The organism is Halomonas sp. PGE1, assembly GCF_013000985.1.
GTDB lineage: Bacteria > Pseudomonadota > Gammaproteobacteria > Pseudomonadales > Halomonadaceae > Halomonas > Halomonas alkalicola.
Window position 1 is genome coordinate 1,122,910 of sequence record NZ_CP053032.1, and the last position, 21,103, is coordinate 1,144,012.

General features: G+C 67.4%; 19 protein-coding genes, 3 tRNA genes and 1 pseudogene. 16 read left to right on the top strand and 7 right to left on the bottom strand.

Going from position 1 to position 21,103, the window contains the following annotated elements:
- Positions 1-66 precede the first annotated feature (66 nt).
- From HIR79_RS05335 to HIR79_RS05345, 3 genes are read left to right on the top strand one after another with little or no spacing between them, the layout of a single operon-like run.
- A complete protein-coding gene (locus HIR79_RS05335) occupies positions 67-1,989 on the top strand; it encodes a PrkA family serine protein kinase (RefSeq protein WP_110068488.1) in 1,923 nt (640 codons plus the stop codon).
- A 16-nt stretch (positions 1,990-2,005) separates the two neighbouring features.
- Positions 2,006-3,289 carry a YeaH/YhbH family protein gene (locus tag HIR79_RS05340; RefSeq protein WP_110068489.1) on the top strand — a complete coding sequence of 428 codons (1,284 nt, stop codon included), beginning with the start codon at positions 2,006-2,008 and terminating at the stop codon, positions 3,287-3,289.
- A 27-nt stretch (positions 3,290-3,316) separates the two neighbouring features.
- Complete coding sequence (locus tag HIR79_RS05345) at positions 3,317-4,867, top strand: SpoVR family protein (RefSeq protein WP_169957536.1); 1,551 nt, start codon at positions 3,317-3,319, stop codon at positions 4,865-4,867.
- A gap of 102 nt (positions 4,868-4,969) precedes the next feature.
- On the opposite strand, the gene HIR79_RS05350 is transcribed toward HIR79_RS05345, so the two are convergent.
- Positions 4,970-5,284, bottom strand: coding sequence for a high-potential iron-sulfur protein (locus HIR79_RS05350; RefSeq protein WP_110068491.1), 315 nt, complete (start codon positions 5,282-5,284; stop codon positions 4,970-4,972).
- 211 nt (positions 5,285-5,495) lie between these two features.
- Between HIR79_RS05350 and HIR79_RS05355 the strand changes: the two genes are divergently transcribed.
- From HIR79_RS05355 to HIR79_RS05365, 3 genes are all read left to right on the top strand, one after another.
- Positions 5,496-5,963, top strand: coding sequence for a methylated-DNA--[protein]-cysteine S-methyltransferase (locus tag HIR79_RS05355; RefSeq protein ID WP_169957537.1), 468 nt, complete (start codon positions 5,496-5,498; stop codon positions 5,961-5,963).
- 107 nt (positions 5,964-6,070) lie between these two features.
- Positions 6,071-6,346 carry an Lrp/AsnC family transcriptional regulator gene (locus HIR79_RS05360; RefSeq protein ID WP_110068493.1) on the top strand — a complete coding sequence of 92 codons (276 nt, stop codon included), beginning with the start codon at positions 6,071-6,073 and terminating at the stop codon, positions 6,344-6,346.
- 103 nt (positions 6,347-6,449) lie between these two features.
- Positions 6,450-7,313, top strand: coding sequence for a DNA/RNA non-specific endonuclease (locus HIR79_RS05365; RefSeq protein WP_169957538.1), 864 nt, complete (start codon positions 6,450-6,452; stop codon positions 7,311-7,313).
- 126 nt (positions 7,314-7,439) lie between these two features.
- On the opposite strand, the gene HIR79_RS05370 is transcribed toward HIR79_RS05365, so the two are convergent.
- The 3 genes from HIR79_RS05370 to HIR79_RS05380 form a co-directional block, all read right to left on the bottom strand.
- Positions 7,440-7,526: transfer RNA gene (locus HIR79_RS05370), tRNA-Leu, on the bottom strand.
- Between the two features lie 40 nt (positions 7,527-7,566).
- Positions 7,567-7,653: transfer RNA gene (locus HIR79_RS05375), tRNA-Leu, on the bottom strand.
- 69 nt (positions 7,654-7,722) lie between these two features.
- Positions 7,723-7,809, bottom strand: a tRNA-Leu gene (locus tag HIR79_RS05380).
- Positions 7,810-8,054: 245 nt separating this feature from the next.
- Between HIR79_RS05380 and rnr the strand changes: the two genes are divergently transcribed.
- The 9 genes from rnr to HIR79_RS05425 all read left to right on the top strand — a co-directional run bounded on the left by rnr (position 8,055) and on the right by HIR79_RS05425 (position 17,332).
- Entirely contained in the window at positions 8,055-10,469 is a 2,415-nt protein-coding gene (gene rnr, locus HIR79_RS05385) for a ribonuclease R (protein ID WP_169957539.1), read from the top strand.
- A gap of 75 nt (positions 10,470-10,544) precedes the next feature.
- Positions 10,545-11,339 carry a 23S rRNA (guanosine(2251)-2'-O)-methyltransferase RlmB gene (gene rlmB, locus HIR79_RS05390; protein WP_169957540.1) on the top strand — a complete coding sequence of 265 codons (795 nt, stop codon included), beginning with the start codon at positions 10,545-10,547 and terminating at the stop codon, positions 11,337-11,339.
- Between the two features lie 151 nt (positions 11,340-11,490).
- Positions 11,491-11,883 (top strand): 30S ribosomal protein S6, encoded by a 393-nt coding sequence (rpsF, locus tag HIR79_RS05395; RefSeq protein ID WP_169957541.1) that lies wholly within the window; start codon positions 11,491-11,493, stop codon positions 11,881-11,883.
- 33 nt (positions 11,884-11,916) lie between these two features.
- Positions 11,917-12,144, top strand: coding sequence for a 30S ribosomal protein S18 (rpsR, locus tag HIR79_RS05400; RefSeq protein ID WP_023004506.1), 228 nt, complete (start codon positions 11,917-11,919; stop codon positions 12,142-12,144).
- 12 nt (positions 12,145-12,156) lie between these two features.
- A complete protein-coding gene (locus HIR79_RS05405; RefSeq protein ID WP_169959476.1) occupies positions 12,157-13,008 on the top strand; it encodes a hypothetical protein in 852 nt (283 codons plus the stop codon).
- A gap of 15 nt (positions 13,009-13,023) precedes the next feature.
- Positions 13,024-13,470 (top strand): 50S ribosomal protein L9, encoded by a 447-nt coding sequence (gene rplI / locus HIR79_RS05410; protein WP_169957542.1) that lies wholly within the window; start codon positions 13,024-13,026, stop codon positions 13,468-13,470.
- A gap of 140 nt (positions 13,471-13,610) precedes the next feature.
- Positions 13,611-16,502 (top strand): replicative DNA helicase, encoded by a 2,892-nt coding sequence (gene dnaB, locus HIR79_RS05415; RefSeq protein ID WP_169957543.1) that lies wholly within the window; start codon positions 13,611-13,613, stop codon positions 16,500-16,502.
- 99 nt (positions 16,503-16,601) lie between these two features.
- Complete coding sequence (locus HIR79_RS05420) at positions 16,602-16,895, top strand: hypothetical protein (protein ID WP_110068501.1); 294 nt, start codon at positions 16,602-16,604, stop codon at positions 16,893-16,895.
- 134 nt (positions 16,896-17,029) lie between these two features.
- Positions 17,030-17,332: a DUF6482 family protein gene (locus HIR79_RS05425; protein WP_119021956.1), complete on the top strand. Its 303-nt coding sequence runs from the start codon at positions 17,030-17,032 to the stop codon at positions 17,330-17,332.
- Between the two features lie 83 nt (positions 17,333-17,415).
- Here the strand turns inward: HIR79_RS05425 and HIR79_RS05430 are convergent, their stop codons facing one another.
- Positions 17,416-17,811 (bottom strand): thiol-disulfide oxidoreductase DCC family protein, encoded by a 396-nt coding sequence (locus tag HIR79_RS05430; RefSeq protein WP_169957544.1) that lies wholly within the window; start codon positions 17,809-17,811, stop codon positions 17,416-17,418.
- Positions 17,808-19,422 (bottom strand): annotated as a pseudogene (locus tag HIR79_RS05435) (cryptochrome/photolyase family protein). Before HIR79_RS05435 ends, HIR79_RS05430 begins: the two are co-directional and overlap by 4 nt.
- Positions 19,423-19,542: 120 nt before the next feature.
- On the opposite strand from HIR79_RS05435, the gene hemH reads away from it, so the two are divergent.
- On the top strand, positions 19,543-20,643 hold the full coding sequence (gene hemH / locus HIR79_RS05440) for a ferrochelatase (protein WP_249322257.1): 1,101 nt from the start codon (positions 19,543-19,545) through the stop codon (positions 20,641-20,643).
- 18 nt (positions 20,644-20,661) lie between these two features.
- Here the strand turns inward: hemH and HIR79_RS05445 are convergent, their stop codons facing one another.
- On the bottom strand, positions 20,662-21,099 hold the full coding sequence (locus tag HIR79_RS05445) for a Na+/H+ antiporter subunit G (RefSeq protein WP_169957545.1): 438 nt from the start codon (positions 21,097-21,099) through the stop codon (positions 20,662-20,664).
- Positions 21,100-21,103 lie beyond the last annotated feature (4 nt).

Consider the following 21,103-nt stretch of genomic DNA (forward strand, 5'->3'; position numbering starts at 1 on the left):
ATTGCCACGACCCGGGGCGCCCCGGACGAACCAGGCGCCGAATCATCGGGCTTTAAGGAGGCATCGATGAGCATCTTCGACCATGTGCAGAACCGTTACGAGCGCGTCCAGCAGGAGGAGCTGACCCTGCAGGAGTACCTGGAACTCTGTCGACGGGAGCCATCGGCCTACGCATCTGCCGCCGAGCGGATGCTCGAGGCCATCGGCGAGCCCGAGGTGATCGATACCGCCAGGGATCCACGGCTGTCGCGGATCTTCTCCAACAAGGTCATCCGCCGCTACCCGTCGTTCTCGGAGTTCTACGGCATGGAGGAGGCGATCGAGCAGATCGTGTCGTTCTTCCGCCACGCCGCCCAGGGCCTCGAGGAGCGCAAGCAGATCCTCTACCTGCTGGGCCCCGTGGGGGGCGGCAAGTCGTCGCTGGCCGAGCGCCTCAAGCTGCTGATGGAGAAGGTGCCCTTCTACGCCATCAAGGGCTCGCCGGTCTATGAATCGCCGCTGGGCCTGTTCTCCCCCGAGGAGGATGGCGAGCTGCTCGAGAAGGAGTTCGGCATTCCGCGGCGCTACCTGAAGAGCGTGATGTCGCCCTGGGCCGCCAAGCGCCTCAAGGAGTACGGCGGCGACATCTCCCAGTTCCGGGTGGTGCGCCTCTACCCCTCGCGCCTCAACCAGATCGCCATCTCCAAGACCGAGCCCGGCGACGAGAACAACCAGGACATCTCCTCGCTGGTGGGCAAGGTGGATATCCGTCAGCTGGAGATGTACTCCCAGGACGACCCCGACGCCTACAGCTTCTCAGGGGGGCTGTGTCGCGCCAACCAGGGCCTGATGGAGTTCGTCGAGATGTTCAAGGCGCCGATCAAGGTGCTGCATCCGCTGCTGACCGCCACCCAGGAGGGCAACTACAACCCTACCGAGGGCATGGGGGCGATCCCCTTCGAGGGCATCGTGCTGGCGCACTCCAACGAGAGCGAATGGCAGGCGTTCCGCAACAACCGCAACAACGAGGCCTTCCTCGACCGCGTCTATATCGTCAAGGTGCCCTACTGCCTGCGCGCCTCCGAGGAGGTCAAGATCTACCAGAAGCTGCTCGAGCACTCCTCGCTCAGCCAGGCGCCCTGCGCCCCGGATACCCTGCGCATGCTGGCCCAGTTCACGGTGCTCTCGCGGCTCAAGGAGCCGGAGAACTCCAGCGTCTACTCGAAGATGCGCGTCTATGATGGCGAGAACCTCAAGGACACCGACCCCAAGGCCAAGTCGATCCAGGAGTATCGCGATACCGCCGGGGTCGACGAGGGCATGGACGGGCTCTCCACCCGCTTCGCCTTCAAGATCCTCTCCAAGGTGTTCAACTTCGACAGCCACGAGGTGGCGGCCAACCCGGTGCACCTGCTCTACGTGCTGGAGAAGCGCCTGGAGCAGGAGCAGCTGCCCCGCGAGACCTTCGAGCGCTACCTGCGCTACATCAAGGAGTACCTGGCGCCGCGCTACGTCGACTTCATCGGCAAGGAGATCCAGACGGCCTACCTGGAGTCCTACTCCGAGTACGGTCAGAACATCTTCGACCGCTACGTCACCTACGCCGACTTCTGGATCCAGGACCAGGAGTACCGCGACCCGGAGACCGGCGAGCTGTTCAATCGCCAGTCCCTCAACGAGGAGCTGGAGAAGATCGAGAAGCCGGCCGGCATCTCCAATCCCAAGGACTTCCGCCACGAGGTGGTCAACTTCGTGCTGCGGGCCCGGGCCCAGAACAACGGCATGAACCCGAGCTGGCAGTCCTACGAGAAGCTGCGCGGGGTGATCGAGCAGAAGATGTTCGCCAACACCGAGGAGCTGCTGCCGGTGATCTCCTTCAACGCCAAGGCCTCCCAGGCGGACCAGAAGAAGCACGAGGACTTCGTGGCCAGGATGGTGGATCGGGGCTACACCGAGAAGCAGGTGCGCCTGCTCTCCGAGTGGTACCTGCGGGTGCGCAAGTCGCAGTAGGCCGAGGAGGTCTTCCATGACCTATTTCATCGATCGACGGGCCAATGCCAAGCACAAGAGCGCGGTCAACCGGCAGCGCTTCCTCGACCGCTATCGCACCCATATCAAGCGCTCCGTGGAGGAGGCGGTGAACCGCCGCTCCATCACCGATATGGAGCGCGGCGAGAAGGTGTCGATCCCGAGCCGGGATATCTCCGAGCCGGTGTTCCAGCATGGCCCGGGGGGCAGGCGCAGTATCGTGGCGCCCGGCAACCGCGAATTCGTCGAGGGCGACCGCCTGCGTCGCCCCGGCGGCGGGGGCGGTGGCGGGGCCGGGGAGGGCAGCGCCTCCGACCAGGGCGAGGGCATGGACGAGTTCGCCTTCACCCTCTCCCGCGAGGAGTTCCTCGACTTCGTCTTCGACGGCCTCGAGCTGCCCCACCTGGAGCGCAAGGCGCTGGTGGACCTCGACGAGGTGAGGCCGGTGCGGGCGGGGGTGTCGAAGGAGGGGGTGCCGGCACGGATCAATATCGTGCGCTCCATGCGCGAGGCCCAGGCGCGACGCATTGCCATGCGGGCGCCCATCCGCCGCGCCCTGCGCGAGGCGCGCGAGGCCCTGGAGGTCGAGGAGAGCAAGGACCCGGTGCTGCGCAACCCGGCGCGCATTGCCGAGCTCAAGGTGGAGATCGAGCGCCTGGAGAAGCGCCTCGAGGCGGTGCCCTTCATCGATACCTTCGACCTGCGCTACAACAACCTGGTCAACCAGCCGATGCCCTCCAGCAAGGCGGTGATGTTCTGCATCATGGACGTCTCGGGCTCCATGACCCAGGCCCACAAGGACATCGCCAAGCGCTTCTTCCTGCTGCTCTACCTGTTCCTGGAGCGCAGCTACGAGAAGGTCGAGCTGGTTTTCGTGCGTCATCACACGGCCGCCAAGGAGGTGGACGAGGAGGAGTTCTTCTACTCCCGGGAAACCGGCGGCACCATCGTCTCCAGCGCCCTGACCCTGGTCGACGAGATCATCGCCAAGCGCTATCCCCCCGGCCAGTGGAACCTCTACGTGGCCCAGGCCTCGGACGGTGACAACTGGGACGACGACTCCGTCGCCTGCCGCGACCTGCTGCTGAAGCGCCTGATGCCGCGTCTGCAGTACTACACCTACGTGGAGATCACCCCCCATGCCCACCAGGCGCTATGGGAGGAATACGAGACGGTGGCCGCCGAGTTTCCGTCGCGCTTCGCCATGCGCCAGATCGTCGAGGCCGGGGACATCTATCCGGTGTTTCGCGAGCTGTTCAAGCGGCGCGCCGCTGGCGGCTGAGCGCCGACGCGGCGCCGAGGAGGGACCATGACACGACGCAAGCCCATTGCCACCGGCTCCGACTGGAACTTCGAGACCCTGACCGAATTCGAGCGCGAGATCGCCCGGCTGGCCGATGAGTATCGCCTCGACACCTATCCCAACCAGATCGAGGTGATCACCACCGAGCAGATGATGGATGCCTATGCCAGCGTCGGCATGCCGGTGGGCTACCACCACTGGTCCTTCGGCAAGCAGTTCCTGGCGGTGGAGCAGGCCTATCGGCGTGGCCAGATGGGCCTGGCCTACGAGCTGGTGATCAACTCCGACCCCTGCATCGCCTACCTGATGGAGGAGAACACCCTGATGATGCAGGTGCTGGTGATGGCCCACGCCTGCTACGGTCACAACTCCTTCTTCAAGGGCAACTACCTGTTTCGCACCTGGACCGATGCCAGCTCGATCATCGACTACCTGATGTTCGCGCGGCAGTACGTGGCCGAGTGCGAGGAGCGCCACGGCGTGGCCGCGGTGGAGCAGCTGCTGGATGCCTGTCACGCCCTGCAGAACTACGGCGTCGACCGCTACAAGCGCCCCTCGCCGATCTCCGCCGCCGAGGAGTCGCGCCGCCAGAAGGAGCGCGAGGCGTACCTGCAGTCCCAGGTCAACACCCTGTGGAGCACCATCCCCGGGCGGGCGCCCGCGGGTGTGCTGGCCGGCGATCACGACGAGGAGGACCCGCTGGGGCTGCACGCGGGCGGGCGCTACCCCGCCGAGCCCCAGGAGAACCTGCTCTACTTCATCGAGAAGAATGCGCCGCTGCTGGCGCCCTGGCAGCGCGAGGTGGTGCGCATCGTGCGCAAGCTGGCCCAGTACTTCTACCCCCAGCGCCAGACCCAGGTGATGAACGAGGGCTGGGCGACCTTCTGGCACTACACCCTGATGAACCGCCTCTATGAGGAGGGCCTGGTGGACGAGGGGCTGATGCTGGAGTTCCTGCAGTCCCATACGGCGGTGGTGCATCAGCCCGCCTTCGACAGCCCCTGGTACAGCGGGATCAATCCCTATGCGCTGGGTTTCGCCATCTTCAGCGACCTCAGGCGCCTGTGCGAGGCCCCGACGGAGGAGGATCGCCAGTGGTTTCCGGATATCGCCGGCAGCGACTGGCGGGAGACCCTGGAGTTCGCCATGAAGAACTTCAAGGATGAATCCTTCATCCAGCAGTTCCTGTCGCCCAAGGTGATCCGCGACCTCAAGCTGTTCATGGTGGTGGACGACGACCAGGAGGAGATGCTCGAGGTCAGCGCCATCCATGACGAGCGCGGCTACCGGCGGGTCCGGGAGGCGCTGGCCACCCAGTACGCCCTGTCGCTGCGCGAGCCCAATATCCAGGTCTACTCGGCGAATATCCGCGGCGATCGTTCGCTGACCCTGCGCCACGTCCAGGACAGCCGTCGTCCCCTGGCGCGCAGCGTCTACCCGGTGATTCGCCACCTGCACCAGCTGTGGGGCTTTCCGGTCACGCTGGAGTCGATGGAGGGAGACGAAGTGGTGCGGCGCTATCAGTGGCCGCTGCCGGACGAGGCGGCCAGGACCTGAGGCCGCCGCCATCCCTTGAACGACAGGACCTGAAACGACGAAACCCGCGCCGAGGCGCGGGTTTCGTGTACAGGGGCGGCGAAGGGTTCGCCGCTCGTGGGCTCAGGCCTGGGCGGTCCAGGATTGGCACCATCCCTTGGGCTCGACGCTGTTCTGCGGGAACAGCTGGCAGCCTTCGCTGTCGGCCTGCCAGAACATGCAGTTGTCGCACACCTCGCCATCCTCGTAGGCCGGGTGATCGGCGGCGTCCTCGGCGACTTCGACGTAGTTCAGGGCCTGGGCCTGGTCGCTTTCCGGATCGAGGCGCGGCAGGGTGTCGGCGAAGGCGGTCTTGGAGAGGATGCCGGCGCCCAGCGGCAGGGCGGCGAGGCCCAGCAGGCTGTTGCGCATGAAGTCACGACGGCTATGGTTGGCCATGGGATCTCCTTTTCGTCACGGTTGCAGGAAGAGTTCCTGTTCTTCTTTCTCTTTCTATCTATGTCTCTGGGTGGTGAACCACCTCTTGCTCCGACAGGGGCTGCCCTGAGGAGTTCGCTGCTCTATGGTAGTAGAGTGCCTTTAGCGTTGCGAACCAGCCATTGGCCGTGCGGCAATCTGTCGCGCGTCAGGCGGGAGTCCAGGAGGACCGATGATCTTTACCCGTTTTACCTCCCCCCTCGGCGAGATCCTGCTGTGCGCTGAGCCCGCGGGGCTGTGCCGGCTCACCCTGGCCGCCGAAGGGGAGCCCGACCCCGAGGCGGCTCGTCGCGACGATGACGCCCTGGCCGAGGCCCGTGACCAGCTGCTCGCCTACCTGGAGGGGCGGCGCCATGGTTTCAGCCTGCCCCTGGCGCCCGGCGGCAGCGACTTCCAGCGTGAGGTGTGGTCGGCGCTGCTGCGCATCCCCTGGGGCGAGACACGCACCTACGGCGAGCTGGCGCGCCGGCTCGGCCGCGAGGGGGCGGCGCGGGCCATCGGCACCGCCAACGGCGCCAATCCGCTGCCGCTGCTGATTCCCTGCCACCGGGTGGTAGCCGCCGACGGGCTGGGCGGCTACAGCGGTGGCCTGGCGCTCAAGCGTCGGCTTCTCGAGCTGGAGGGCAGCCTTCCCGGCTGAGCCGCGATTCTGCCGGGCTGCCGGCGCTGCTATACTCGCGCCATCGCCGGTCGCCGCCGGCCGGACAACCACCAGGCCCCGCGGGGCCTTCGCAGGGAGAGTGCCCGATGCAGAATGCCGTGATCCTGATCAATGCCGAGAAGGGCCAGGTCAAGGCCGTGGCCGAGCGCCTGGCCGACGTGGAGGGGATCAGCGAGGTCTACTCCACCTGCGGGCGCTACGATCTGGTGGCCATCGCCCGCACCCGCGACTTCGAGAGCCTGGCGGAGCTGGTCACCGAGCGGCTGAACGCCGTGGAGGGCATCCGCGACACCGAGACCCTCAACGCCATGCAGGTGCACTCCCGACACGACCTGGAGACCATGTTCTCGCTGGGCTGGTAGTCCTTCGCGCCACCCCCTCCGGCCGCCGGCATCGGTCGGGCGGCCTTGCCGTCCGCCCACCTGGTGGCTCGTTCGTTCCCCTCCGCTGGAAGCCGCTTCAAGGATGAGTCGTCGTCGTTCCCCCCTCCCGCGCTGGCGCCGCCAGGTGCGCCGCTTCGGTATCACCCTGGTGTTCGTGCTGGTCACCTCCGGCCTCTGGTATGGCCAGGAGCGCCAGGTGCGCGACCAACTGGTCTGGATGGGGGTGCCCGAGTGGCAGAGCCCCACGCCCGCAAGCCTGCATCGGGTGCTGCGCAACGAGGGGTTTCTGGTGGGCTGGTCCGATGTGCGGGTCAATCCGCTGTGGGTCAGCTATCGCCTGTATGCCGTCGATGACCCCGCGGCGGGGCCGCGGCCGAACTTTCAGCGCGACTGGCGCACCCTCTGGCCGATCGGTACCGACCACTACGCCGGCAGCGGCTACGACCGCGGCCATATGGCGCCCAACTATGCCATCGCTGTGGTGCACGGGCCGGATGCCCAGCGCGACACCTTCACCATGAGCAACATGTCGCCTCAGCGTCCGGATCTCAATCGGCGGCTGTGGCAGCGCCTGGAGGAGGTGGTGATCGACCACTTCGTGCCGCGCTTCGGCGAGGTGCAGGTAATCACCGGGCCGGTCTTTCCGGAGCGCTTTCTCGACAACGTGCTCAACCGGGTGGGCTTCGTGGAGATTCCCGAGGCCTTCTACAAGATCATTGCTGTGCCGGGGGAGGAGCCGCGCGTGCTGGCCTTCATCATGCCCCAGGAGGTGCGTGGGGATGAGCCGCTGGACGACTACCTGGTGAGCGTGGACGAGATCGAGGCGCGTACCGGGCTCAACTTCTTTCCCAACCTGCCCGAACCGGTCGCCGAGGCGCTGGAGGGGGAGGTGGTGACCCGCGGCTGGGCCCTGGAGGAGGTGGCGCGCCGGCCGGGTCGCTTCTGACGGGGCGGGCGTAGCGGACAGGCACAAAAAAGCCGCGATCTCGGTCGCGGCTTCTTGTGCTGGTCTTGCAGGGATGCTCCTGCTGGGTGCTCTTGTCTGGATCAGTCGGCATGAAGCGATATGAAGTGGTGCCCAGGAGAGGACTTGAACCTCCACATCCGTAAGGATACTAGCACCTGAAGCTAGCGCGTCTACCAATTCCGCCACCTGGGCGCATCATGCATCTCGTCGTGTTCGCGGGTTTCCCGAAGGATGGTGCCCAGGAGAGGACTTGAACCTCCACGTCCTTACGGACACTAGCACCTGAAGCTAGCGCGTCTACCAATTCCGCCACCTGGGCGAACACGAGCGAGTCGAGCTGATAAAGAGCAGGGGAGCGGACTCCCGATCATCGATCCCGAGGGAGCGATGGTGCCCAGAAGAGGACTTGAACCTCCACGTCCTTACGGACACTAGCACCTGAAGCTAGCGCGTCTACCAATTCCGCCATCTGGGCAAGCGACGCGTATGTTACCCGATTCCATCGCCATTGCAAGAGGGCCGGGAGCGCTTCGCGGGTTTTTTTCGCGACGCCTTTCGCCACCGTGCCGGGGCCTGGCGGCATGCCGAGGTTGGGTGGTGGCGCCCGCAGCGCTATACTGCGGCCATGACAATAGACCCTATCAGCAAGATTCCATGCCCGCGGCGCTCGTGCGCCTTCTCCTTCCTGCCGTCCCCGACCCTGCCAAGGATGCTCTCCGCATGACCCACTGGACGCTCAGCGACGACCCGCACGCCAGCCGCGAGGCCCACAAGTACGACAATCCTGCTCCCAGCCGCGAGTACCTGCTCGCCCGGCTCGAGGAGTATGGCAAGCCGATCACCCACGAGAAGATGAGCCGCCTGCTGGGCCTCGATGACGAGGACCTCGAGGAGGCGGTCCGCCGCCGCCTGGCCGCCATGGAGCGTGATGGCCAGGTGCTGCGCAACCGCGCCGGTGCCTATGCGCTGATCGACAAGCTCGACCTGATCCGCGGTAAGGTGCTCGGCCACCGTGACGGCTTCGGCTTCCTGATCCGCGAGGATGGCAAGAAGCCGGATCTGGTGCTGCCGCCGCGCCAGATGCGCCGGGTCTTTCACGGCGACTACGTGCTGGCGCGCATCAGCGGTCGCGACCGCCGTGGCCGCGACGAGGCGACCATCGCCGAGGTACTCTCCCACAACACCCAGACCATCGTCGGCGTCTACCGCGAGAACACGCCCGAGTTCGGGGTGCTGATCCCGGAGAACCCCCGCATCACCCAGGAGGTGATCATCCCGCACAGCGCCTGCGGCGGGGCGAAGGATGGCCAGGTGATCTCGGCAAGGATCGTCCAGCAGCCCGAGACCCGGGTGCAGCCGGTGGGCGAAGTGGTCGAGGTGCTCGGCGAGCGAATGGATCCCGGGATGGAGATCGATATCGCCATCCGCAGCTACGAGATTCCTGCCGAGTTCCCGCCGGAGGTCCACGACCAGATCGCCGGCATGTCCGCCGAGGTGGTGGACGCGGACAAGCACCACCGCATCGACCTGCGCGACGTGCCGCTGGTCACCATCGACGACGAGAGCGCCAAGGACTTCGACGACGCGGTCTGCGCCTGGAAGACCAAGTCCGGCAGCTGGAAGCTGCTGGTGGCCATCGCCGACGTCTCCCACTACGTGCGTCCGGGCAGTGCCCTGGACCAGGAGGCGATTCGCCGCGGCAACTCGGTCTACTTCCCGGGGCAGGTGGTGCCGATGCTGCCGGAGCTGCTCTCCAACGGGCTCTGTTCGCTCAACCCGGCCGTCGACCGCCTGGCGCTGGTCTGCGAGATGAACATCTCCCAGAGCGGCACCATCAGCCGCTACCGTTTCTATGAGGCGGTGTTCCAGTCCCATGCGCGCCTCACCTACAACAAGGTGGCGGCGATCCTCGACGAGGACGATTCCGCAGGGGATGCGCTGCGCGAGGAGTACCGGGAGCTGGTGCCCTCGCTCAAGAACCTGCACGCCCTCTACCGGGTGCTGCGCGAGGCGAGGGAGGCCCGCGGGGCCATCGACTTCGAGACCACCGAGACCGCCATCGTCTTCAACGAAGAGCGCAAGATCGAGAAGATCGTGCCGCGCAGCCGCAACGACGCCCACAAGATCATCGAGGAGTGTATGCTGGCGGCCAACGTGGCCACGGCGCGTTTCCTCGACAAGCACGACCTGCCGGCCCTCTATCGCATCCACGAGCGCCCCTCGCCGGAGCGCCTCGACAAGCTGCGGCTGTTCCTCGCCGAGCTCGGGCTCTCGGTGGGTGGCGGCGACGAGCCGACTCCCCAGCACTACCGTGACCTGGCCGAGGCGATTCGCGGCCGGCCGGACGCTGACGTCATCCAGACGGTGATGCTGCGCTCCATGAGCCAGGCGGTCTACTCGCCCCAGAACGAGGGGCACTTCGGCCTGGCCTACCCGGCCTATGCCCACTTCACCTCGCCGATCCGCCGCTATCCCGACCTGCTGGTGCACCGCGCCATCCGCTCGGTGATCCGCGGCCCGCGTCAGACCAACACGGTGCTGCGTGCCGATGACGCCAAGGTGGAGCCGCCCAGCAAGTGGTGCCCCTACACCTTCGAGCAGATGCTCGAGCTCGGCGAGCACTGCTCCATGACCGAGCGGCGCGCCGACGATGCCACCCGCGACGTCGAGGACTGGCTCAAGTGTGAGTTCATGTCCGACAAGCTCGGCGATGTGTTCGACGGCACCATCGCCTCGGTCACCCAGTTCGGCATCTTCGTGCGCCTCGACGAGGTCTATGTCGAGGGCCTGGTGCATGTCACCTCGCTGCCCTCCGACTACTACCACTATGAGCCGGAGAAGCACCGCCTCAAGGGCGAGCGCAGCGGCATGAGCTACCGGCTGGGCGATGGCGTCAGCGTTCAGGTGGCGCGGGTCGACCTCAACGATCGCAAGATCGACTTCGCCCTGGCCGACGACAAGCCGCGCCCCAAGCGTGCGCCGCGACGCCGTGGCAAGGGCGATGAGGCCCCGGACAAGGGGCACGCCCGGGTCGGCGGCAAGCCGGCCGCGGCGGATGCCGGCCCGGCGGCCCGGGGGGAGGAGGGCGCCGGCAAGAAGCGTGGGGGCGGCCGCCGCCGCCGCTCGCGCCGCTGAGCGAGTCCTGTCCGCGAGGGGCGCCGGCGGCCTGCCGCCGGCGCCCCTGCTCGTTTCCCTGAGTGGATGAATGCGATGAAACAGAAGCGATCCCGCCGCCCCGCCGGCGGCAACTCCGGCACACCCGGGGGGCTGGAGGCCGTGTTCGGCGTGCACGCGGTGCGGGCCCTGCTCGAGCGCGGCGAAGCGCCCCGGGAGCTGTGGGTCCAGGAGGGTAGCGCCGGCGGCCGCCTCGCCGAGCTGGTGGAGGCGGCCGTCGGTCGCGGCGCCCGCATCCAGGCCCGCCCTCGCGACGACCTGGACCGGCTGGCCCAGGGGGCGGCCCACCAGGGCATCGTCGCCTTCGCCACCCCGCTGGCCTTCGCCGGCGAGGCGGAGCTGTGGTTCCGCCTCGAGGCCTGGTCTCGGGAGGAGCCGCCGCTGCTGCTGGTGCTGGATGGCGTCACCGACGTGCACAACTTCGGGGCCTGTCTGCGCAGCGCCGATGCCGCCGGGGTGCACGGCGTGATCGTGCCCAAGGACAAGGCGGCGCCGCTCAATGCCACGGTGCGCAAGGTGGCCTGTGGCGCCGCCGAGAGCGTGCCGGTCTACCAGGTCACCAACCTGGCCCGTGCCCTGGCCAGGCTCAAGGAGCTCGGCGTCTGGATCACCGGCACCGCCGGGGAGGCCGAGGCGCTGGTCTTTGAAGCCGACTTTGCCGGCCCCACCGCCCTGGTGATGGGCGCCGAGGGAAAGGGGATGCGCCGCCTCACCCGGGAGGGCTGCGACCAGCTGGTCAAGCTGCCCATGGTCGGCAGCGTGTCGAGCCTCAACGTCTCGGTGGCGGCCGGCATCTGCCTGTTCGAGGCGGTGCGCCAGCGTCGTGGCTGACGCGCCGCCGCTTGCTATATCGCCCCGCACTCCCTAGAATACCTGCGCCCGTTCGTCCATCGAGCGGGCGCTCGTGTTTTTCCGTTATCACCTCCTTGCTTCCCCGGAGCTCAGGTCTCCCGCGGAAGCTGCCAAACCGCAAGGAGATTCCATGCGTCACTATGAAATCGTGTTCATGGTCCACCCGGACCAGAGCGAGCAGGTTCCCGCCATGGTCGAGCGCTACACCAGCCTCGTCACCGAAAACGGCGGCACCGTGCATCGTCTCGAGGATTGGGGCCGTCGTCACCTGGCCTACCCGATCAACAAGATCCACAAGGCCCACTACGTGCTGATGAACGTCGAGTGCGAAGGCGAGACCCTCGACGAGATCGAGAACATCTTCCGCTTCAACGACGCCATCCTGCGTAGCCTGGTGGTTCGCTGCAAGGAAGCGATTACCGAAGCGTCGCCGATGATGAAGCCGGTGGAAGAGAAGCGCGCGCGTCGCGACGACCGTGACGAGAAGCCCCGCGACGAGAAGCCCCGCGCCGCAACCGCCTGATCTCACCCATCGTACCGCTGAAGGAGTCTTCACATGGCACGCTTTTTCCGTCGCCGCAAGTTCTGTCGTTTCACCGCCGAAGGCGTGAAGCAGATCGATTACAAGGATCTGGACACCCTCAAGGCCTATATCACCGAGACCGGCAAGATCGTTCCCAGCCGTATCACCGGGACCAAGGCTCGCTATCAGCGCCAGCTGGCCACCGCCGTCAAGCGCGCCCGCTACCTGGCCCTGCTGCCCTACACCGATAGCCACCAGTAAGCGCCTGGCGTGATGCTCGCGATCGCCCGCTGGATGATGCGGGGCACGCCCTACGCCGTCGGCGGGGCCGCCCTCGCAACGCTCATCCCCTGGCTGTTCTGGCTGGGGGCCGCCATCGCGGCCCTGGTCACCCTGCGTCGCGGCCTGTCGGCGGCGCTGCCGGTGATCGTGGCGGCCGGCGTGCCGGCCGGGTGGTGGTGGGCACAGGGCGACGTCATCCCGTTGACCAGCGTGCTGCTGGTCACCCTGATGGCGGTCGTGCTGCGCTCCCGCATGCGCTGGAGCGAGGCGCTGATCACCGGCGCCCTGGTCGGCGCGGGGATGATCCAGCTCGGCGTCTTCCTGCCCCCGGGCGGGGCCGGCCCCATGCTGGAGCAGCTTCGCCAGGGTTCGCCCGAGGTGGAGCGCCTGCTCAGCGAGTTGACCAGCCAGGGGCTCGATACCGAGCAGCTGGCCGGGATGCTGATCGGTGGCATCACCGGGCTCGTGGTGCTGGTCGCCGCCGTGGCCTGCCTGGCCCTGGCGCGCAGTTGGCAGGCGGGGCTATACAACCCCGGGGGCTTCCGCGAGGAGTTCCACGCTCTGCGCCTGACGCCCCGCGAGCTCGCCGTGCTGGTGGTGCTCGGGGTGGTCGGCGGCGTGATGGGCCTCGTTGGCCTGGGCATGCTGCTGTGGATCCCGCTGCTGGTCGCCGGCATCGCGCTGGTACACGGCTATATCGGACTGAAAGGGATGAACGGGCTGTGGCTGATCCTCTTCTATGTGCTGCTGATCACCACCTGGCCCATGATTCTGATTGTGCTGCTGCTGGCCTTCATCGACGTCTTCGCGGATATCCGCGGGCGCCTGGCCAGCCGCAACTGACAAGAGGTTAACGAGATGGAAGTCATTCTGCTCGACAATATCGGCAAGCTCGGCGGCCTGGGCGACCAGGTCACCGTCAAGCCTGGCTACGGCCGTAACTACCTGGTGCCCTACGGCCTTGCCGTGCCGGCCACCAAGGACAACATCGAGGCCTTCCAGGCCCAGCGCGCCGAGCTCGAGGCCCAGGCCGCCGAGCGCAAGGCCGAGGCCGAAGCGCGTGCCGCCCAGCTCAACGAGATCGAACTCTCCCTGGTCGCCAAGGCCGGCGACGAGGGCAAGCTGTTCGGCTCCATCGGTCCCCGCGACCTGGCCGAGGCCATCGCCTCTGCCGGCTTCGATGTGGCCAAGAGCGAAGTGAAGATGCCGGAAGGCCCGATCCGCGCCACCGGCGAATACGACATCCACCTGCAGCTGCATGCGGAAGTCGACGCCACCGTGCGCGTGGTGGTCGTGGCCGAGTAACACCGGCCCGCCATCGCCCTGCGGGGCGACACCAGGGGCGCGAGGAGAGATCCTCGCGCCCCTGCGTCTTTTTCGGCCGCTGGCAGAGCCAGCGGCCTGGGGTAGAATGAGCTCCCCGCGTTACCCAGGTGCCCCTCGCCATGAACGAGCTCCTCGAGCACGACAAGGAAACCGCCGCCCTCAAGGTGCCGCCCCACTCGCTGGAGGCGGAGCAGTCGGTGCTGGGTGGCCTGATGCTCGACAATCAGGCATGGGACAACGTCGCCGACCGTCTGGTGGCCGACGACTTCTACCGCTACGAGCACCGGCTGATCTTCAACGTCATGGCGGGGCTGGCCGAGGCGGCCCGCCCGCTGGACGTGGTGACCCTCTCCGAGGCGCTCGAGGGGCGCGACCAGCTCGATACCGTGGGGGGGCTCGCCTACCTCGCCGAGCTGGCCCGCAACACGCCCTCGGCCAGCAACATCCGCGCTTACGCCGATATCGTTCGCGAGCGCGCCACCCTGCGCAAGCTGATCCGCGCCGCCAGCCAGATCGCCGACGGCGCCTTCAGCCCCCAGGGGCGGCCGGCGGACGAGCTGGTCGACGAAGCCGAGCGGCTGGTGTTCCAGATCAGCGAGGAGCGCCCCAAGTCGGGCGGGCCCATCGGCATGAGCGAGCTGCTCGCCAAGGCGGTGGATCGCATCGACGAGCTCTTCAACATGAAGGGGGAGATGACCGGGCTCTCCACCGGCTTCCGCGACCTGGACGAGATGACCTCGGGCCTGCAGCCCTCGGACCTGGTGATCATCGCGGGGCGGCCCTCCATGGGCAAGTGCATCATGGCCGGCTCTCGGCTGGTGGATCCGGGAAGCGGGGCGCTGGTGACCATCGATGAGCTGGTGGCCCGTCAACAGGCCGACCTGTTCTCCCTGAGCGATGACTTTCGCCTGGTGCCGGCGTGCGCCAGCGCCTTCGTGGATGATGGGCTCAAGCCCGTCTTCCGGGTTCGCACGGCGCTGGGTCGCGAGATCTGCACGACCCTTACGCACCCCTTCTTGACGGGCGAGGGCTGGCAGCCCCTGGAGCGCCTCGCGGTAGGGGAGCGCGTTGCCGTGCCGAGGCGTCTGCCGGTCTTCGGCCAGGAGCGCCTGCCTGAGCATCAGGTGAAGGTGCTGGCCTACATGATCGCGGACGGCGGCACGACTCAGACCAATGCGCTCTTCACCAATGCCGACCCGCGCCTGCGCGAGGAGTTCGCCGAGGCGGTGGCGGCCTTTCCCGGTCTGGTGTGTCGGCCGGTGGAGAGCGGCGGGCGCACGCCGGCGCTGCGTGTGAGCCGTGAGCCCGAGGCTCTGGTGACAGCGCGCCAGGCCTTCGGCAAGGCGCTTCGAGGGGCGCTGGCTCGGGCCGGGATGAGTGGGGAGGCGCTGGCGGGTGCGCTCAACGTCAGCAAGGCGGCGGTCAGCGGCTGGTGCCAGGGTCGGGCCATGCCCGCCGAGGCGACGTTCGGACGGCTATGCCACTTACTGGAGGTTCCGCCGGCCGAGCTCGAAGTGGGCGACTACGCCCGTGCGTCGAAGAATGCCAGCAGCCCGATGCGGCGCTTCCTGGAGGCCCACGGGGTGTGGGGGATAAAGGCCACTGGAAAGCGGATACCAGCCGGCGTATTTCGGCTCGAGAAACCGCTGCTGGCACTGTTCCTCAACCGGCTCTTCGCCTGCGACGGCAGCGCCTTCGTGCAGGCCAACGGCCAGGCCAGGATCAGCTATGCCTCCTCCAGTCGCGAGATGATCCGGGAGGTGCAGCACCTGCTGCTGCGCTTCGGTATCCTGGCCAAGGTGCGTGAGAAGCCTCACGCCCAGGCCAGCCCTTCCTGCTTGCCCTGGGAGCTGGAGATTCTCGATCGCTCAAGCCTCGAGACCTTTGCCGGCGAGATTGGGATCTTCGGGAAGGAGTGTCGGCTTGCCGATGTCGTGTCCTGCCTGGCGGGCAAGCGCCGTCATAGCAATCGCGACAGCCTGCCGCGCTCTGTCAATCGCTATGTCAAGGCGATCAAGGGTGAGCGCTCCTGGCGCCGCCTGTTCGAGGCGGCCGGCCGCCAGCTGCCGGAGGGCGGCAACCTGCACTTCAGTGGCGGCAGCGAACGCTGCCTGTCACGGGCGCGCGCGGCGGAGCTCGCGGCGGTGCTGGAGGATGAGTACCTGGCGAACCTGGCCGACTCGGACCTCTACTGGGACGAGATCGTCGAGATCACGCCCCTGGGACTTCAGCAGGTCTATGACCTGACCGTAGAGGGGACCCACAACTTCGTTGCCGAGGATGTCTGCGTCCACAACACCACCTTCGCCATGAACCTGGTGGAGCACGCGGTGATCGCCAGCGACCGCCCGGTGATGGTCTTCTCCATGGAGATGCCCGCCGAGTCGCTGATGCTGCGCATGCTCTCGTCGCTGGGGCGCATCGACCAGACCCGGGTGCGTACCGGCCAGCTGGAGGACGAGGACTGGCCGCGGCTCACCTCGGCGGTCAACCTGCTCAAGGACAAGCAGCTGTTCATCGACGACACCGCGGCGCTCTCGCCCAACGAGATGCGCTCGCGTATCCGGCGGGTGGTGCGCGAGCACGGCAACATCGGCCTGGTGATGATCGACTACCTGCAGCTGATGCAGATCCCCGGCTTCTCCGAGAACCGCACCGGCGAGATCTCCGAGATCTCCCGCTCGCTCAAGGGCATGGCCAAGGAGTTCGGCTGCCCGGTGGTGGCGCTCTCCCAGCTCAACCGCTCCCTGGAGCAGCGCCCCAACAAGCGGCCGGTGATGTCGGACCTGCGGGAATCGGGCGCCATCGAGCAGGACGCCGACGTGATCGCCTTCGTCTATCGCGACGAGGTCTACAACCCGGACAACCCCGACAACCAGGGGCTCGCCGAGCTGATCATCGGCAAGCAGCGTAACGGCCCCATCGGCACGGTGCACATGGCCTTCATCGGCAAGTACACCCGCTTCGAGGACCTGGCCCCGGACAGCTACGGCGACACCTTCGGCGAGTAGGCCGAGGCGCCCGGCTTGAGCCCGGCGAGCGGGGCCGTATAATGCCAACCCCCCAGGCCCGGGCACATCGAGCCGGGCAGAGAGAATCGAGGAGGCAGCATGGCAGGCGGATTTCGGCGCGGCAATCGGCAGCGCACCCCCAAGCTACAGGCGCGCGGCGAGCTCCAGTCCCTGGAGCGTGAAGGCCCCTTCAAGGAGTGGCTGGGCATGCCCGACCTCTATCGCTACCACCTGGTGGTGGAGGGCGAGGCCTACAGCTACCAGACCGAGGACGCCGAACTGCCGGTGCAGGTCGGCGACAGCGTGGTGTTCCGTTACAAGGAGACCAAGGCGGGCAAGTGGATCGACCGCAACTCGCTCGGCAAGGCCATCGATCCCTCCAGCTACCAATAGCCTGTAATCAGTCACTTGCGGAACCCTCCGGGGTGTCGAGGGTCATAGCCTCGACACCCAGTCGTCACCATGGCGTCATCTGCAGGCGCTAGACTGCGTGACACTGCAACCACAAGATCTCCCTGGAGGGAACCATGGAATTCAAGGACCTCAAGGCCTTCGCGGCCCATCACGACAACTTCGAGATCCGCGTCATCGGCCACGCCGGCAGCCGCTTCTACCAGGTCGAACTGGAAGATATCGAGGGCCAGCGCCATATGCTGACCCGCCAGGGCAAGCCGGTGCTCTACCGCTCTCTGGACGATGTCTACCTGGAGCTCAAGCGTGCCGGTATCCATCGCGCCTACCTGGTGCAGCACGTACCCCACGACGAGGTAATCGGCCGCGAGGCGCACTACCACGACCCGCTCACCTCGCGCATGCCGCTGGTGTTCTGAGCCGGGTGCCGGCCGGCGCTATCGGCGAGCCGCACGGCGGTGCCCGGTCACTCACCGCCTCCCTCTTCCCCCCCTTTCCCCCTTCATTTCCTCCGCCGCCCCTCGAGCCAGCGTCCCAGGCGCACCAGGCGGCGGGCGAACCAGCGGTACCCCGCATCCATCAGCGGTGCCACGCCTGGCAGGCAGCTGAGCCAGACCAGCCGACGGTAGCCCAGTACCGCATAGAGCGCCCGGCTGGCGTCCATGCCGATGAACCAGCGTCCCTCGGCGTCCTGCAGGTGCAGCCTGCCCATCATCGCCTCGAAGGTGCGCCCCAGCGCCTCGGCATCGAACTCCGCTGCCTGGATGTCCACCAGCGCCACGCGCTCGCGCCGCGGGTGGCGCGCCAGCCAGGCCACCTCCCGCTGGCAGAGCGGGCAGTGCCCGTCGTGGTAGAGGGTCACCGGAGCGAGGGCCTCTAGGGTGTCGCGTCGGCTCATGGGCTCTCCTCCCGGGGAGTGTGTTCCGCTGCGTAGCCGGCCAGGTGGAGGGCGCGCTGTCCTGCAGCCTCGGCGTGCCAGGCCGTCGTGCGCGGCAGCCGTGCCAGGAAGCGTTCGGCCTGGTCGCGGATGGCGGCCCGCTTGTCGTCGCTCATGCGCCGGAGCGAGCCGTAGATCAGCTTCATGCGCGGGTTGGCGGAGAGCGTCTCGGCGTGACGCTCCAGGAAGCGCCAGTAGAGGCTGTTGAGGGGGCAGGCGCCCTCGCCGGTCACCCGCTTCGGGTCGAAGCGGCAGTGGCGACAGTGGTCCGACATGCGGTCGATGTACCTGCCCGAGGCGCAGTAGGGCTTGGAGCCCATCAGGCCGCCGTCGGCGTGCAGCACCATGCCCAGCACGTTGGGCAGCTCCACCCACTCGCAGGCGTCGGCGTAGACCGCCAGGTACCAGTCGCAGAGCGCCTCGGGGGAGACATCGCAGAGCAGCGCGACGTTGCCGGTCACCATCAGTCGCTGGATGTGGTGGGCGTAGGCGTTGTCGCGGGTCATCTCGATGGCCCGGCGCAGGCAGCGCAGTTCGGTGTCGCCGTTCCAGTAGCAGGCGGGCAGCGCCTGGCTCGCCCCCAGGGCGTTGCCGCGCTTGTAGGCGGGCATGCGCGTCCAGTAGAGACCGCGCACATACTCCCGCCAGCCCAGGATCTGGCGAATGAAGCCCTCCGCCGAGTTGAGAGGCGCGCGCCCCTCGAGGTACTCGCGCTCGGCGGCCTCGCAAACCTCCCGGGGGGAGAGCAGGCCGATATTGAGCGCCGCGGCGAGCCGCGAGTGAAACAGGAAGGGCTGGGCGTCGCTGATGGCGTCCTGGTAGCGGCCGAAGTCCGGCAGCAGCTGGGCGAGGAAGTGGCGCAGGTCGACCAGCGCCTGGCGCCGCGTCACCGGCCAGTGGAAGCCCTCGAGGCGGCCGAAGTGCTCGCCGAAGTGCTCGGCGACCAGGGCGAACACCGCCTCGGTGGTGGCATCGCGACCGTGGCGTGGCGGCTCGGGGACCACCAGACCGGTGTCCACCGGCTCGCGGTTGTCGTGATCGTAGTTCCAGCGCCCCCCCGGCGGGCGCATCGCCCTCCATCAAGAGGCCGGTGCGGCGGCGCTGCTCGCGATAGAAGTATTCCAGGCGCAGCGACTTGCGGCCCGCCGACCAGGCGGCGAACTCGTCCGGGGTGGTATAGAAGCGGTCATCCTCCAGCAGGCGCCAGGGCAGGGCGGCGGTCTCCCGCTCCTTCATCGCCTGCCAGAGCCGCCACTCCCCCGGGCGCACCGCGCGGATCTCATCGCAGCCGTAGAGGGCGGCCAGGCGTTCGGCCTCCGGAATCAGCGCCTGCAGGTTGTCGGGGTCGTCCAGGGCGCTGTAGTGAACCCGGAATCCGCGTTCGCGCAGTTCGCCCGCAAAGTGGCGCATGGCGGCCAGGATCAGGGCGATCTTCTGGGGATGATGGGGCACGTAGGTGCCCTCGGCGGCCACCTCGCACAGCGCCACCACCGCATCGCCGGGCAGGTCGCGCAGGCTGGGCAGATCCAGACTCAGCTGGTCGCCGAGGAGCAGTACCAGGGGGCGGGGCATGGACTCACCTGAAGCTGTACAAATATTGTCGATAGTACAACTTGATGCCCCGCGCGGCGAGCGGCCTGATACACTAGCCGCATCTCATCACTTCGTGTGCATCGATCAAGGAGCCCGCCCATGAGCACTGAGACCAAGGATTCGGCCAGCGCGGCCATGGACCGTCCCGGCGAGGGTCGCCTGGCCCATGCGCCCAGCGACCACCCGCCGGTGCCGCGTGCCCGGGTGGGGGTGGTGCTGGCCAACCTGGGCACCCCGGATGCCACAGACTATTGGTCGATGCGCCGCTACCTCAGCGAGTTCCTCTCCGACAAGCGGGTGGTCGACTACCCGAGCTGGAAGTGGCAGCCGCTGCTGCAGCTGATCATCCTCTCGCGGCGCCCCTTCAAGTCCGGCGAGGCCTATCGGAGCATCTGGAACACCGAGAAGGACGAGAGCCCGCTTTTGACCACGACCCGGGAGCAGACCCGCAAGGTGGCCGAGGGGCTCGAGGCGCTGTTCGGGGGCCAGGTGATGGTCGACTTCTGCATGCGCTACGGCAACCCCTCCACCGACAGCGTGCTCAAGCGGATGCAGGCGGCGGGCTGCGAGAAGATCCTCTTCTTCCCGCTCTACCCCCAGTACGCCTCGCCCACCACCGCCACCGCCAACGACCACGCCTTCCGTACCCTGATGACCCTCAAGTGGCAGCCCGCCCTGCGCACCGTGCCCGCCTACTTCGAGCACCCGCGCTATATCGAGGCGCTGGCCAACACGGTGCGCGAGGGCTACGCCGCCGCCGAGACCCCGCCGGAGGTGCTGGTGGCCTCCTACCACGGCGTGCCCAAGCGCTTCCTGATGGAGGGCGACCCCTACCACTGTCAGTGCCAGAAGACCACGCGGCTGCTGCGCGAGGCGCTGGGCTGGGAGGGCGAGGCGATCCAGACCGCCTTTCAGTCCCAGTTCGGCCCCGAGGAGTGGGTCGGCCCCCAGACCGTGGAGCACGTGGCCGAGCTGGCCCGTCAGGGGAAGAAGCATATCGCGGTGATCTCGCCGGCCTTCTCCGCCGACTGCGTCGAGACCCTGGAGGAGATCGAGGAGGAGATTCGCGACGCCTTCATCGAGGCGGGAGGCGAGACGTTCACCTACATCCCCTGCCTCAACGACCGCGACGACCATATCACGGCGCTGCTGGCGGTGATCGAGAACGAACTCGCCGGCTGGGTCAGCCGCCGGCCCTGAGGCGTGACGCCTGCCCCGTCAGCGGGGCAGGCGTCCCCTGCGCTTCTGGCGGCGGGAGCGCCAGGGGTGGCGTGCCTTGGCCGGGCGCGCGACCCGGCTCTGGCCCACGTCCTCGTCGCGGAACTCCGGCACCGAGCCCCGGGTGCCGGTGGTGAAGCGCAGGTGCATGTGCAGGCCGGTCTTGGCCAGCATATGGCCGGTCACCGGGGCGGTGATGAACAGGAACAGGGTGATCAGCAGCTCCTGGACGTGAAACTCGCCCTGGGTCACCGTGAAGTAGAGCATGGAGGCGATCAGGGTGCAGCCGATCCCCAGGGTGGTGCCCTTGGTGGGGCCGTGCAGGCGCATGAAGAAGTCCTTGAACTGCAGCATGCCCAAGGAGCCGGTAAAGGCGAAGATGCCGCCCGCCACGAGCAGGAAGGCGACCACGGCTTCGGCCAGTAGATAGAGGTTCATGGTC

Bases quoted from the DNA above. Each gene is read 5' to 3' on its own strand.
- HIR79_RS05335 (WP_110068488.1), top strand. From the start codon at position 67: ATGAGCATCTTCGACCATGTGCAGAACCGTTACGAGCGCGTCCAGCAG.
- HIR79_RS05425 (WP_119021956.1), top strand. From the start codon at position 17,030: ATGGAATTCAAGGACCTCAAGGCCTTCGCGGCCCATCACGACAACTTC.
- HIR79_RS05360 (WP_110068493.1), top strand. From the start codon at position 6,071: ATGCAGAATGCCGTGATCCTGATCAATGCCGAGAAGGGCCAGGTCAAG.
- HIR79_RS05430 (WP_169957544.1), bottom strand. From the start codon at position 17,811: ATGAGCCGACGCGACACCCTAGAGGCCCTCGCTCCGGTGACCCTCTAC.
- HIR79_RS05355 (WP_169957537.1), top strand. From the start codon at position 5,496: ATGATCTTTACCCGTTTTACCTCCCCCCTCGGCGAGATCCTGCTGTGC.
- rpsF (WP_169957541.1), top strand. From the start codon at position 11,491: ATGCGTCACTATGAAATCGTGTTCATGGTCCACCCGGACCAGAGCGAG.
- HIR79_RS05405 (WP_169959476.1), top strand. From the start codon at position 12,157: ATGCTCGCGATCGCCCGCTGGATGATGCGGGGCACGCCCTACGCCGTC.
- HIR79_RS05445 (WP_169957545.1), bottom strand. From the start codon at position 21,099: ATGAACCTCTATCTACTGGCCGAAGCCGTGGTCGCCTTCCTGCTCGTG.
- dnaB (WP_169957543.1), top strand. From the start codon at position 13,611: ATGAACGAGCTCCTCGAGCACGACAAGGAAACCGCCGCCCTCAAGGTG.
- HIR79_RS05365 (WP_169957538.1), top strand. From the start codon at position 6,450: ATGAGTCGTCGTCGTTCCCCCCTCCCGCGCTGGCGCCGCCAGGTGCGC.
- rpsR (WP_023004506.1), top strand. From the start codon at position 11,917: ATGGCACGCTTTTTCCGTCGCCGCAAGTTCTGTCGTTTCACCGCCGAA.
- rplI (WP_169957542.1), top strand. From the start codon at position 13,024: ATGGAAGTCATTCTGCTCGACAATATCGGCAAGCTCGGCGGCCTGGGC.
- rlmB (WP_169957540.1), top strand. From the start codon at position 10,545: ATGAAACAGAAGCGATCCCGCCGCCCCGCCGGCGGCAACTCCGGCACA.
- HIR79_RS05350 (WP_110068491.1), bottom strand. From the start codon at position 5,284: ATGGCCAACCATAGCCGTCGTGACTTCATGCGCAACAGCCTGCTGGGC.
- HIR79_RS05420 (WP_110068501.1), top strand. From the start codon at position 16,602: ATGGCAGGCGGATTTCGGCGCGGCAATCGGCAGCGCACCCCCAAGCTA.
- rnr (WP_169957539.1), top strand. From the start codon at position 8,055: ATGACCCACTGGACGCTCAGCGACGACCCGCACGCCAGCCGCGAGGCC.
- HIR79_RS05345 (WP_169957536.1), top strand. From the start codon at position 3,317: ATGACACGACGCAAGCCCATTGCCACCGGCTCCGACTGGAACTTCGAG.
- HIR79_RS05340 (WP_110068489.1), top strand. From the start codon at position 2,006: ATGACCTATTTCATCGATCGACGGGCCAATGCCAAGCACAAGAGCGCG.
- hemH (WP_249322257.1), top strand. From the start codon at position 19,543: ATGAGCACTGAGACCAAGGATTCGGCCAGCGCGGCCATGGACCGTCCC.